Annotated in this window: 12 protein-coding genes; all 12 read left to right on the forward strand. The window is 49.7% G+C overall.

Annotated features, from left to right (window positions below; genetic code table 11):
• Positions 1-295 (forward strand): integrase core domain-containing protein (locus BUC36_RS00005; RefSeq protein WP_143186829.1); only part of this gene is annotated, 295 nt, incomplete at its 5' end.
• Positions 296-519: 224 nt separating this feature from the next.
• The gene (locus BUC36_RS00010; protein ID WP_073270229.1) at positions 520-756 is read left to right on the forward strand and encodes an AbrB/MazE/SpoVT family DNA-binding domain-containing protein; all 237 of its coding nucleotides are present in this window, start codon (positions 520-522) and stop codon (positions 754-756) included.
• Positions 749-1,153 (forward strand): PIN domain-containing protein, encoded by a 405-nt coding sequence (locus BUC36_RS00015; RefSeq protein ID WP_073270231.1) that lies wholly within the window; start codon positions 749-751, stop codon positions 1,151-1,153. Before BUC36_RS00010 ends, BUC36_RS00015 begins: the two co-directional genes overlap by 8 nt.
• A gap of 191 nt (positions 1,154-1,344) precedes the next feature.
• Positions 1,345-1,710, forward strand: a complete 366-nt coding sequence (locus BUC36_RS00020) for an MbcA/ParS/Xre antitoxin family protein (RefSeq protein WP_073270233.1) — start codon at positions 1,345-1,347, stop codon at positions 1,708-1,710.
• Positions 1,707-2,492, forward strand: a complete 786-nt coding sequence (locus BUC36_RS00025; protein WP_073270235.1) for an RES family NAD+ phosphorylase — start codon at positions 1,707-1,709, stop codon at positions 2,490-2,492. The genes BUC36_RS00020 and BUC36_RS00025 overlap by 4 nt, the downstream gene beginning before the upstream one ends.
• A gap of 68 nt (positions 2,493-2,560) precedes the next feature.
• Positions 2,561-3,529: a 1-aminocyclopropane-1-carboxylate deaminase/D-cysteine desulfhydrase gene (locus BUC36_RS00030; RefSeq protein WP_159435957.1), complete on the forward strand. Its 969-nt coding sequence runs from the start codon at positions 2,561-2,563 to the stop codon at positions 3,527-3,529.
• A gap of 197 nt (positions 3,530-3,726) precedes the next feature.
• Complete coding sequence (locus BUC36_RS00035; RefSeq protein ID WP_073270237.1) at positions 3,727-4,596, forward strand: NAD(+) kinase; 870 nt, start codon at positions 3,727-3,729, stop codon at positions 4,594-4,596.
• A 28-nt stretch (positions 4,597-4,624) separates the two neighbouring features.
• Positions 4,625-5,929: a nucleotide sugar dehydrogenase gene (locus BUC36_RS00040; RefSeq protein ID WP_073270239.1), complete on the forward strand. Its 1,305-nt coding sequence runs from the start codon at positions 4,625-4,627 to the stop codon at positions 5,927-5,929.
• Between the two features lie 95 nt (positions 5,930-6,024).
• A complete protein-coding gene (locus BUC36_RS00045; protein WP_084535399.1) occupies positions 6,025-8,295 on the forward strand; it encodes a glycosyltransferase family 2 protein in 2,271 nt (756 codons plus the stop codon).
• A gap of 43 nt (positions 8,296-8,338) precedes the next feature.
• Positions 8,339-10,366 (forward strand): acyltransferase family protein, encoded by a 2,028-nt coding sequence (locus BUC36_RS00050; RefSeq protein WP_073270243.1) that lies wholly within the window; start codon positions 8,339-8,341, stop codon positions 10,364-10,366.
• Between the two features lie 118 nt (positions 10,367-10,484).
• Positions 10,485-11,489 carry a DUF6395 domain-containing protein gene (locus tag BUC36_RS00055; protein WP_073270245.1) on the forward strand — a complete coding sequence of 335 codons (1,005 nt, stop codon included), beginning with the start codon at positions 10,485-10,487 and terminating at the stop codon, positions 11,487-11,489.
• Positions 11,490-11,635: 146 nt separating this feature from the next.
• A complete protein-coding gene (locus BUC36_RS00060) occupies positions 11,636-12,514 on the forward strand; it encodes a glycosyltransferase family 2 protein (protein ID WP_084535401.1) in 879 nt (292 codons plus the stop codon).
• The last annotated feature ends 3 nt before the right edge of the window (positions 12,515-12,517 follow it).

Genomic DNA, 12,517 nt, shown 5'->3' on the forward strand with positions numbered 1-12,517 from the left:
AGATCGAGGGGTTCAATACTGTTCGGCGCTGTACCAAAAGGAACTGAGGAAAAGCGGCATTCAGCCATCGATGACCGACGGGTACGATTGCTATCAAAATGCACTGGCTGAGCGCGTCAATGGCATCCTGAAACAGGAGTTCCTCACGGTCCGCTGTCGCACATTTGCGGAACTACAGGCGCTCCTCACTGAGTCGATCTACGCCTACAATCACCTACGGCCGCACTTGAGCCTCGGCATGGAAACGCCAGAATCTGTGCACAAAAAAGCCAGCTCCGATCAGAAGCTGGCTTAATTGAAAACCGTCAACGTATTTCAGGACGGGACATCGGGCACACACTCAAAAGCCACGAAACACCCTGTGGGAGCCTGCCTTGCAGGCGAAATCGAGTTGGGTGCGCCGCGCGCACCAACATTCCTTTCCGCCTCGCTTCAAGAACATCCTCCCCTGGCATATCCTTACCTCCAAGCTTATCCTTACCTGTGTCAAACGTCGTTTAATTGTGGAAGGTAAGGAATATGTCAGTCTCCACTGTTACCAAAAAGGGACAAACCACAGTTCCCAAAGATGTACGAGACAGCCTCGGAATAGGGCCGGGTGGAGTACTCGAATGGAAAAAGGCCGGAGAGAATACCTATATCGTCGTAGTCGTCGATAGGAGCGTCAAAAAACTGAAGGGTATGATCAAAAAGCCATCGACCAAAGTGTCGATTGAAGACATGAGGAAAGCGATCCGGGAAATGGGCGATGGATAGGGTCAATCTCGATTCCAATGTATTAATTCGTTATATCGCCCAAGATGACGAACAGCACTCGCGGGTAGCCAGTGAGTTAATCGAGGCCGAGGGATTCAGGGGTGTCGTGACGCCGGTTGTACTGGTGGAAGTGATCTGGGTACTGTTGCGTCTTTACTCTGCCCAAAAGGCCGATATCGTCCGGGTTGTCGATGCGTTGCTGACGAGTAGCGGGATTGAAATACTCGAAGATGGAAAGGTGGCTGCCGCCCTCGAGCGCTACCAGAAGCATTCGGCGGTCTTCAGCGACTGCCTGATCATCGAACTTGGTCAAAGCCTGCCGGGCTGTAAGGGCACAGTTACTTTCGACAAAAAGGCGGCCAAAGCTGGCATGAAATTGCTCGCTTCGGGCTCCTAAATGTGTGCCTATCGAAATGCCCTGTGCCCTCCGTCACGTATTTCTGGTACGCACGGCACACCCTATTTGACTCCGCCCTAGGGTGCGCCGTGCGTACCACTTCGTTTGTCGGTCATTTTGCTATTTGCTTTCTGACCGATTAAACCCTATATTTCGGACAAATGACCATTCTCAGTTGAGAGGGGCCCGCAATGACATCAATTCCCAATCATCAGCCCCAGCCCAGTGCCGATGCAGTACTGCTCGAAGCGGCGCTCAATACCGCTGACCACCTGGGCCTGAAAAAGAAAGAGCTAGGCGAAATCATCCACCTCGATGACCGCACGCTCCGGCGCAGATCGGGCCTGGATCCAGACAGCGCGCCCGGCCAGCTGGCGCTGCTGCTTGTCCGTGCCTATCGGGCCGCATTTGTATTGATGGGTGGCGCAGAGGGGGCGCGTTATTGGTTCGCTACCCCCAACCGTGCGCTCAATGCTACGCCGAGGGAATTGGCCCACCGTATTGACGGTCTGGTGCGCATCGTCACCTATCTGGATGCCATGCGGGGCAAGGTTTGAGCGCGGATATTGCGCAGAGAATAGAGGCGGGCAAGGTGCGCCTGCTCGGGCGTCTGTACCGTATCGTCGAGTCACAGGAAGAAGTCGCCACCCGCAGCCTGGTCGACAACCTGCAGAAGCAGCAGGTGCTGGAAGACTTGCTGGAGCAGGCCAAACCACCGCGGTTGCCCGGGAGTGAGCAGCTGCATTACCTGCTAGCTACCCCCTTTCGTTACCCGCCGCTGCCCTGGGGTTCCCGCTTCGGCAGCATTGCGGAGTCCGGTATTTTTTATGGCAGTAAAACCATTTCCACCGTACTGGCCGAGGCTGCTTATTACCGGCTCCTGTTCATTAATGACATTGACCCGGTCCCGCCCAAGCCCGTGACCAGCTATCACAATATATTCTCCGCAAAGTACTGTGCCGACCCCGGCATTCGATTGCAGTCACCAGACTGGGAAAGAGAATGGCCAGCCCTGACTCACCCAGCGAATTATCACTTTTGCCAGAGTCTGGGCAGGCAATTGCGCGAAGCCTCGATTATCGGCGCCGAAGTGCCGTCATCGCGGGCGCTACAGGCCGACCAGGTGCAGTTACCGCCGCTGAACTCGGATGGGATCAATGTCGTCCTGTTCGAACCGCAGGCTCTGCTGAAGCGCCCACCGACCCAGGAAGCCGACGTAACGGCGGAAACCGGTAGTGGCGATGTCGTTTTCCTGGTGAAGTCCGGTGATGGCACCTCGACTGAAACCTTCCGGCGCGAAGCCTTCGAAATCGACGGCGTCCTGCCCCTGCCTGCATAGCTCAAAGCCTGACGACGAATGATGACTTCCGGGCGAGCCTCAGTTATTTACTGTTCACCGTGAATAGCGTGAGTATTCGTTATTTAACCAGTCTCGACCTGGAAAGTTTTATCAGTGCGGCTCGCGCGGTGCCCTATCAGGGGGTGAATAGCGATCTGTTTCCGGGCGTGGAAGTCTGGATTCGTCGTGATGATCTGCTGGATCCATTGATTTCCGGCAACAAGGCCTACAAGCTGTTTTACAACCTGTTAGCCGCGAAAGAGCAGGGGGCGGATACGATCATCACCTGTGGCGGTGCCTGGTCAAATCATATCCACGCCACGGCTGCAGCCGGAGCCCGGTTTGGTTTGCGCACCATGGGTATTATCCGCGGAGAGCGCCCACCACTACTGAGCGCCACACTTCAGGATGCGGAGCGTTTTGGTATGCAGCTCAAATTCGTCACCCGCGAGCTGTATCGGCAGCGCAACCGGCCAGAGTTCCTCGAGCTGGCTGAACTTGATGCCATCAACAGCCTTTATGTGCCGGAAGGTGGGGCCAATCTTGCAGGAGCCGAGGGAATTCGCTTATTGGGAGAAGTAATTGAAAGGACCGCCCCGATTAGTTTTGATCAGTTATGGGTGGCCTGCGGCACCGGCCTGACTCTGGGCAGCCTGGCTTCATCCGTACACCGCTTTCCTGTTCATGGTGTAGAGGTGCTAAGAGCTGGTGACTCCATTCGCCGCGACGCCGAACACTGGATCGCTGTGCTGGGCACGAATAGAGATTGGCGAAAGGGATCTATACCCACAAAGGCATTTGAGTTAACCAATAAATACCACTGCGGCGGCTATGCGAAATATCCGAACTGCCTGCGGGAATTCCAGCAAGATTTTGAGCAGCAGTCTGGCATCCCACTGGATCCCGTGTATACCGCAAAACTAATGTATGCGGTGTCCCAAGAGGCGATCGGCGGCCGTATATCGCGGGGAGCGAGAATCCTGGTGCTGCATTCTGGTGGATTGCAGGGGCGGCGCGGATTTCAACCGCGCAAATAGAGCAAAAAATAAACAATTAAATTTGAGGAGCCTCACACTGACTCCGGGGCCTCGTTCGACTCCAACCCCAAGCTAAGGCATAATCGCCCGTCACATTTTATGGGGAAGCTTTCCCTCCGGTGCACAAAAAACAACCAAGTGTCCGGCTGGAAAAGCGTCAATCGCTGGGCCCAGATTCGGGCACCCAGGGGGGAGCGGTGTCGGAATTTCAAAATATCGGCCTGATCGGCCGCACCGAAAGTGATAGTGCTGTTCTCTCGCTCAAACGCCTGATGGCATTTCTAGAGCGGGAGGGTTATTCCGTGGTACTGGAGCAGGAAACTGCCAGTGCCGCTCCCAATCACAATGCCCGTGTGGCGCCAAAAGACAAGCTGGGTGAGCTCTGCGATCTGGTCATCGTTGTCGGCGGTGATGGCAGTTTGCTCGCAGCCGCCCGCGCCCTGGCCAAATTCAGTGTGCCCCTCCTCGGCATCAACCGCGGCCGGTTAGGCTTCCTGACCGATATCACTCCCGACGAGATCGAACAAAAAGTAGGCGAAGTATTGGCCGGCAAATATATGGCCGAGAGCCGCTTCCTGCTCGATATGTCGGTGACCAGAGATGGGAAGCCGATCGGCAAGGGATCCGCACTGAATGATGTCGTCTTACACCCGGGCGAATTTATCCGCATGATCGAATTTGACCTCTATATCGATGGTCAATTCGTCTATACCCAGCGCTCAGATGGGCTCATCGTCTCCACACCCACTGGTTCAACGGCATATGCTCTTTCCGGTGGGGGACCAATCATGCATCCGAAACTGGATGCAATTGTCTTGGTACCACTAAATCCGCACACGCTGAGCAGTCGCCCGATCGTTGTCGAGGGAAGCAGTGAATTCAAAATCATTGTGGGTGAGCACAATACTGCTAAGCCACATGTGACTTGTGATGGACATGAGCAGGTGATTACAAAGCCGGGGGATGTGATTCGGATACATAAGAAACCGCATCGGCTGACATTGATCCATCCCCTTGACCATAATTTTTATGAAACTTGTCGGTCCAAACTGGGCTGGTTGAATTGATAACATAAATAGGTAGTAGGAGAGCGTAATGGCTCAACAGTTGATTTCGAAACTAAGCGACAAAGAAGCGGTCATCGGAATAGTCGGGCTTGGCTATGTGGGGCTTCCCCTCTCATTGAGTTATTCAGAAAGTGGCTACGTGGTACTTGGATTTGACATTGATGCCAGTAAGGTCGATGCCATTAATGCCGGTAAGTCCTATATAAGGCATATTTCATCTGAGGGTGTAAAAGAGGCGTCTGAAAAAGGTTTTTCTGCCACAACTGACTTCTCTCGTATTACAGACGTTGACGCAATTATTCTCTGTGTTCCGACACCTTTAAATAAGTATCGAGAGCCGGATCTTTCCTATGTCATTTCAACTGTGGAACGGGTTATTCCGCATATGAGGAAAGGGCAAGTGCTTTCGCTGGAGAGTACTACTTATCCTGGTACTACAGAGGAAGAGTTGGTACCACGCGTCGAGGCTGCGGGATTTGTCGTGGGTGAAGACGTTTATGTAGTTTACTCCCCGGAACGCGAAGATCCGGGCAATCAAAACCATACGACAAAGTCGATACCAAAGGTCTGCGGAGGTCATACAGATGTCTGTATGAAGGTCGGTATTGCTCTCTACGCATCCGTCATAAGCGAAGTGGTGCCGGTAAGCTCCACTAAGGCGGCAGAGATGACAAAGCTTCTCGAAAATATTCACCGTGCAGTGAATATTGGGCTTGTCAACGAAATGAAAGTTGTAGCGGACTCGATGGGAATAGACATCTATGAAGTGATCAGAGCCGCCGCTACAAAGCCCTTTGGCTTCGTTCCTTATTACCCAGGCCCTGGACTTGGTGGACATTGTATCCCGATCGATCCTTTTTATCTAACCTGGAAGGCGCGTGAGTTCGACCTGCATACACGCTTTATCGAGCTTGCTGGTGAAATTAATACCTTTATGCCTGACTACGTTATTTCAAAGATTACCAACTCGCTTAACGGAATCCAGAAGTCAGTTAGCGGCAGCAAGGTGCTTGTTTTGGGGGCAGCATATAAGAAAAACGTCGATGATATGAGGGAGTCACCTTCGGTAGTCTTGATTGAGAAGCTTCAAGCGCTGGGCGCTAATGTTAGCTACAGTGACCCGTTTGTGCCGAACTTGCCTAAGATGCGCGCACATAACCTGGAAATGTCTAGCATTGAATTATCTGCCGAAACACTGAGCGAGCATGATTGCGTGCTAATCGCAACAGATCATGACGAATTTGATTATCAGCTCATTTTGAAGCATGCCAAGTTAATTATTGATACTCGCGGCAGGTATGTCGGGGGCGAAGAAAAGGTAGTTCGCGCTTAAAAGCTTTATTTTTGGCATCGGGCAGGCACCATCGCCTGCCTGTATACCTGCTGTAAAAATTGAGCGCCTCAAAAATGCGTTCATCGGAGGGGAAAATGAATGTATTTGTCTTGTGCGCGGGCCGCTGTGGTTCCGTGACGTTATCTAAAGCCTGTCAGCATATTGAAAATTTCTCATGCGGACATGAGTCGCGCACCGGTCTTCATGCGCATCACAGGTTGTCGTTTCCCGAAAACCATATTGAGATAGATAATCGACTTTCCTGGATGCTGGGTGCGTTAGATGCTGCATTTGGTGATGAGGCTATATACGTACATTTAACCAGGAACGACTTTGCTACAGCGGAAAGCTATAACAAACGCTGGGATAAGGATATGAGCATCGTGACCGCCTACACCGCGGGGATATTGATGCGAGATTCTCAGGGGATGGACGATTGTCTAGATTATGTCGCCACTGTCAATGCCAATATACACCATTTTCTCAAGAATAAAAGCAAGGTTTTTAAAATCGCAATTGAAAATTTCAGTGACGATTTTGCGGCATTTTGGGAAGGGATTGGGGCGCAAGGTGACTTAGATAAATCGTTGGTTGAGTTACAGAGTAATTACAATGAAAGTAAACTGGTGGAGGGGAATCGGAAGCTTCCAGTAGGGGGGAACCATAGCTTCATTTCTCGGAAGTTGTACCAAATTCTTGTCGGGCAGCAGGAGAGATTGGACACAGTTGGGAATAGGTTGGAAGCTGTTGGGGGCGGTTTGGACTCTGTTGGAAACAGGTTGGAGGCTGTTGGGTGCGGCCTAGATGCTGTGGGAAAGAGGGTAGAGCAAGCTGAGCAGCTACTAAGTAAACAGGAAAAGATGGGAGCTCTCGAACGGGAGTCGCTAAATAAAGAAATTAAGAACAATAAAGAATTGATTTCCAAGCTCCAGCTTGAAGGTAAACATTTGAATAGCTTGCTAAAAAAAGAGCGAAAAAGAAATGCGGATCTCCGAAGTAGTTTAATGTATTCGGTCGGGGCAGCCTTTATGAAAGGGCTGGGTTCTGGGCGATTGCTGCCCTTGCGCTTGCCATTCGCGTGGATTTACAGCCTGAAAGGCGTGGTTGATTACCGGAAGGCAAATCAAGCTGCTGCTGGACGTGACTTGCACGTCAGGACCGGCGCGGAGGGGGCTGCGGTCAAAAGTACTGTGGTCAGTGTCGTGAATAGGGGTAGCGAAAAATGGCCAAAGCCAAACTCGACATCTCTTGCATTTCAGGCAATGCGAGTGATGGAAAATCATGGGTTGGATGAGGCCATCAAATTTTTTGAAACTTATAAGACTGAACGCGATAACGGCGTCTACCAAGTTTTACTGGCAAATAAGGTAGTTTCCGACGATAAACAGTGGTTGTTCCATATTAATAAGTACTTGGAAGATCAGGGTGTTTTGCCAATTGCATTATTGTCGCGAGGAGAAGATGTCGCTTCAGAGTTTCAGAGAATAACCAGTGAGGTGCCGAGTTCATATTGTCTAGATGAGAATCCGAAAGTTTCTATCATAATGCCCGCATTTAATGCGGAAAAAACAATTAAGCATTCAGTGTCATCCATATTAAGCCAGACATGGAAAAATATCGAATTAATTATCGTCGATGATTGTAGTAGCGATAATACTTGGGAGTTGATTCGCGAATTTGAGCGTTGCGATGATCGTGTCATAGCTGTCAAAAATAAGGTCAACGTCGGACCCTATGTATCCAAAAATATGGCCCTAAAGTTCGCCAGCGGTGAGTTCCTTACTGGGCATGACGCGGATGATTGGGCACACCCCCAGCGAATCGAGCGGCAGCTGAAGCTTATGTTAGGCGATCGAGATATCAAGGTTAGTATCGCGCGGATGTTGCGACTGCGGCAGGATCGCTATGTCGACCGATTCTCCCGGATTGGCTCGACTAGCCATGATGGAGTCGCTCGGATAGCCAGTATTTCTTGTATGTTCGATTTGCAAGAGTTTAGGGAAAATCTAGGGCATTGGGATTGCGTCCGCTTCGGCGGGGACAGTGAGCTGATAGCGCGAGCGACGAAAATTTTCAAGGATAAATTTGTTGTTCAGGATCTTATTTCCATGATCTGCCTAGATGCAGAGGGTAGCCTGACAAACCACCCGGAACATGGGGTTGACCGAGTACGAGGTATTTCTCCCTCTCGCGCGGAGTACAGGGAAGCCTGGATGCGTTGGCATGAAGGGCTGGAAAGGGACGCGGCTTATTTAGAGTTTCCTTACGTGACAAGGAAATACCCGGCGCCTGAGGCTGCGCTTGTCCCGCTGCAAGCGATTAACGAAAACCTCGACGAGCTAACTAAACCAACGCTGCCCGCATGATGTAGTTAGTTGGCGATTATTGTTGAGATTGAGCTTTAATGGTATGAAATATATCAAATATGTTAAGGAGCTGGATGGCCTTAGGGCACTAGCTGTGCTCGGCGTCATTGGTGCACACCTCGGTGTGAGTCTGCTTCGTGGGGGGTTTGTAGGCGTTGATGTCTTTTTTGTCATCAGTGGATACCTGATCACCGCACTCTTATGTGCAGAACATGAAAAGACCGGCACAATCAATCTCCGAGGTTTTTTCTGGCGGAGAATTCGCCGGCTGTTGCCGGCGGTTCTCGTAACGGCCATGTTGGCAGTTTTAGCGGGCTATCTTTTGCTGTCCCAAGAGCAATTTGTCTCTACTATTTGGTCCGCGGTAACTGCAATATTTAGTGTCTCGAATATCTACTTCTGGCTGAATGTCGGATACTTTGACTCCATCGCAATGACCAAGCCGCTGCTTCATACTTGGTCACTTGGGGTCGAGGAACAATTTTATTTATTCTGGCCTTTTTTGTTGTTGCTCTTTCTAAAGCTGGGGCGGAGGAAGGGTGCTGTTGTTGGGGTGTCGATTCTCGCCGCCTTTTCATTCCTGTTGAATGCATTATTTCTCGATTTCACCTATGGTGAAAAAATTGCACCGAAAGTCGGCTTTTTCTCGAATTTCGTTGATGGGCCTGCGACCGCCTTTTACTGGTTTCCTTTCCGCATTTTTGAGTTTGGACTGGGGAGCTTACTTGCGGTTGCCCCTGTCGCTAGCACGATGACAAAAGTATTGCGAAGACATGTGATAGTCGCGGATCTTTTGCTGGTGCTGGGTGTTGCAGTCGTAATAGGCTATATGGTGTTACTAACTGAAGAGGCGGTCTTCCCATATTACAATGCGTTAATCGTTTCTCTGGCTACCTGCATAATCATCCTAGCGGCAAGCACGTCCCGGGTGGCAAGTGTAATTCTGGCAAATCGGGTATCTCGGCATCTGGGTAAAATCAGCTACTCGCTATATTTGGTCCACTGGCCGGTTATTGTCTATTTTACAAATCTCGGCGGTGACCTAGAGGCCTGGCAAGCTAAGGTCGCGATGCTGGCGGTTACCCTAATTTTAGGGCAGTTGCTATATTCCTTTGTCGAAAATCTATTTCGAAGTGCAAATGTGTTAACGAAGCCCCCAAAGCGTGCGTATCATTATATTGCTCGAGCGGGCCTGCCTCTTTCCGTCCCTATATTAGCAGTTGGCTTTTTAGCGCTAGCAGAGGATGAGGGCCGAATTCCTGAGGCGAGAAAAACGTTGTCCAATCAAGAATGGAGAAGCACCAGGGAGAGACTTTACTGTCAGGGTAGTTTAGAGGGGTTCCCTGCATCGCTGTTTACCTGTCAAAACGATCGTAAATCAGATCAAACGATTATTGTCTGGGGGGATAGTCACGCATTTCATTTGGTGGCTGGTGTCTCAGAGATGTTCCCTCATCATAATATTGCGGTCGCATATATGTCGGGCTGTATTCCTCAAAGCGGATTCGATGGTTACGTACGAGATATGGGGCGATCTGATCTTACGGTTGAGTGTGGAAAGCGAAATGAAGACTTTCTGGCTTGGGCAAAAAGCCAAAAGCGGCGCCTGATAATATTTATTTCTGCAGCAAAAAGATCTACCCCACAAATTATAGCTCCCATTAATAATAGACTGGTGTCCGAGCTTAATGACCTAGGGCACGCCGCATACGTTTTAGGTGATTTTATTCGGCCAGGTATTGAGCTCGCCCAATGCCGCGCTGTGCCGAATTTTATCTTGTCTGACAAATTATTGGAAGACGTCTGTACTCCGGATTTCCGCCAGGTGAAACGCGAATGGGCCTACAATGAGGCTCTTGAGGCTCTAGTGGAAAATTATATCCCTGTTAGGCAGAGCCAGTGCCCAGGTGGGCAATGTTCATTCCTTGACGATACTGGCAGAGTCACTCATCGAGACTATCACCACTTATCGTATGTCGGTGCCATTTATGAGTTTTCGAAATTGCGTGGGTTGTTAATTGAAAAAATTCCGGAGTTAAATGTGACTATTGCAAGAAATTCTGAGAATTGAGTTGAAATGCTAAGTGCGCTTAAGTAAAGCAGCATGAAATTGACAATATGAACGCTCCTGCTTTTTTTGGGGGGGCGATAGATTTTAGAAAGAAGATAAAATTCAAAATAGGTGGTTTATGCTTTCTGGCGATTGGGTGCTCGAGCAAAATACAGTGAAGTTCTTATTTCAAAATAGAGAATACTTTTGGGAGATGCCGGAAGATTATGAAATGCCGAGTAAGGCTCTATTGGATCTGGCTGAATTCCTCCTGCTACAGCCTTATGGAAAGGTGGCCGAGTCACAGGCGAGCCGAAAGTTTGGTTCGCGTGTTGGCGTTGCATACTCCGGAGGCGTGGATTCTACAGCTGCAATGAACCTGCTCCCTGATCCCATTGCAGTTTACACTCAGATAGTCAAGCCATCGGCAATCCATAAAATGGATAATGCTCTGGCCGCGTTGAAGGAGCGAGACGGGTTGGCGATTAAAAGTAATTATGATGAGCTCCCGAAACAGTACAAGAGGTCTCCAGGATTTTATGGTGCTGGCGGATTTACGATCACTCTGGTCTTATTGGCTGATTATCTTGATCTGCATACCGTAGCTGATGGTAATGTTCTTGAGACCGTTTATCTGTTTTCCGCTCATGGACATGGCACAAAATATACTCCTCGGGATTTTAGTTCGGTTTTAGAGCGATTCGAAAAAGCCGGTCTCTATTACTCCATGCCTTGCGCAGGCTTAACAGAAGTCTCGACCACATTGATTGCTGGCGAGAGCGACTACGTCATGGGGTGTATGCGTGGAGACCTGGGAACTCCATGTAATTATTGTGCAAAATGCTATCGAAAAAGCGCTCTTGCAGGACACCCCATTGCAACTTGTCCGGAAGCTGAAAAGAAGATTAATAAAGAGTACGTTTCGATGCTGCCATCCCTGCTCTGGGCGGTGGAGAGGTGCGGTTTGGAGCATCCGAAGCTTTCTCCACTGAAGAAAGATATTAGTTGGGTCGATAAATGGTATGCGGACTCAATTAAGTATGTTCCTGGCAAGTTGCGAGAGTTTTTTACAAAGAGACTGGAAGATTTTGGGATCGAGTCACTTCATGGGGTTTCCCCTCTCCAGGAATGGGAATCAAGATGATTTTTTTCTTTTCTCCAACTGGTTATTCTAGGTTGGCAATTTTTTATGAGATATATCGCTGACTCAAAGGTCCTGTTTCCTATGCGTCAGGGGTGCAGCGCATTGCGTCGTTGGTCGTAAGTTTAGCCCGGCTCCAGAGACAAAAAATGGAAAATCCGTATCTAAAATTTTCGGTCATCGTGCCAGTGTTCAATCAGTGGCGGCTTGTTTCAAAACTATTGACATGTCTGTCGCGCCAAACTTTAGCGCGTGAAGTATACGAAATTATACTTGTGGATAATGGCTCTGATTTGGAGCGGGCGCCGGAATGCTTTGGGCTTAACGTGCGCATACTTCATTGCCAGAAGCCAGGTTCGTACGCTGCACGAAATATGGGAGTCCGCGCCGCACATGCGGAGTGGTTGGTATTCACGGATGCGGATTGTCTTCCAAATCCGGATTGGCTGGAACGGATAGCTGATAGAATTAAATCGGTTTCACAGTCGAATCTCGTTCTCGCTGGGCGTGTAACGGTTACGCAGGCATCAAAAAATCCCTGCGCCTATGAGATTTATGACTTTGTAAAGGGCATTCGCCAAGACCGGTATGTTTCTCGTGGGTATGCCGCCACCGCTAATCTTTGCGTGGCAAAGTCGTTTGCTGAGCAGATAGGCCTGTTTAATGCGGAGGTCTTCTCTGGTGGTGATGTAGATTTTTGTAGGCGGGCTTTAAAATCTGGTGCCAATTTAGTTTATTTAGCTTCGGCTAATGTTAATCATCCCCCAAGGACTTCTTGGCGAGAGCTCGCAATTAAGGCTCGGCGTATTAAGGGGGGGCAGTATGCAAAAGCGCGAGGCCTCGCTAGGTTTATGATTGTGTTCAGGACACTTCTGCCTCCAGTTAATGCCTTTAAAGATTTTTTGTATTCTGGTCAGTATTCCTTCAAGTTCAGGGTTCTTGCTGCAATGGTACAGGTCAGGCTGTGGTTTTTGGAGGTTTGCGAATTATTTCGTTTGGCGGTTAATGGCCAGGCTGAGCGACGATAAGAT

The organism is Microbulbifer donghaiensis, from assembly GCF_900129095.1.
Taxonomy (GTDB): Bacteria; Pseudomonadota; Gammaproteobacteria; order Pseudomonadales; family Cellvibrionaceae; genus Microbulbifer; species Microbulbifer donghaiensis.

What these genes read in the sequence shown, in the direction of transcription:
- BUC36_RS00045 (WP_084535399.1), top strand. Translation starts at nt 6,025, where the DNA reads ATGAATGTATTTGTCTTGTGCGCGGGCCGCTGTGGTTCCGTGACGTTA.
- BUC36_RS00010 (WP_073270229.1), top strand. Translation starts at nt 520, where the DNA reads ATGTCAGTCTCCACTGTTACCAAAAAGGGACAAACCACAGTTCCCAAA.
- BUC36_RS00015 (WP_073270231.1), top strand. Translation starts at nt 749, where the DNA reads ATGGATAGGGTCAATCTCGATTCCAATGTATTAATTCGTTATATCGCC.
- BUC36_RS00060 (WP_084535401.1), top strand. Translation starts at nt 11,636, where the DNA reads ATGGAAAATCCGTATCTAAAATTTTCGGTCATCGTGCCAGTGTTCAAT.
- BUC36_RS00020 (WP_073270233.1), top strand. Translation starts at nt 1,345, where the DNA reads ATGACATCAATTCCCAATCATCAGCCCCAGCCCAGTGCCGATGCAGTA.
- BUC36_RS00055 (WP_073270245.1), top strand. Translation starts at nt 10,485, where the DNA reads ATGCTTTCTGGCGATTGGGTGCTCGAGCAAAATACAGTGAAGTTCTTA.
- BUC36_RS00050 (WP_073270243.1), top strand. Translation starts at nt 8,339, where the DNA reads ATGAAATATATCAAATATGTTAAGGAGCTGGATGGCCTTAGGGCACTA.
- BUC36_RS00040 (WP_073270239.1), top strand. Translation starts at nt 4,625, where the DNA reads ATGGCTCAACAGTTGATTTCGAAACTAAGCGACAAAGAAGCGGTCATC.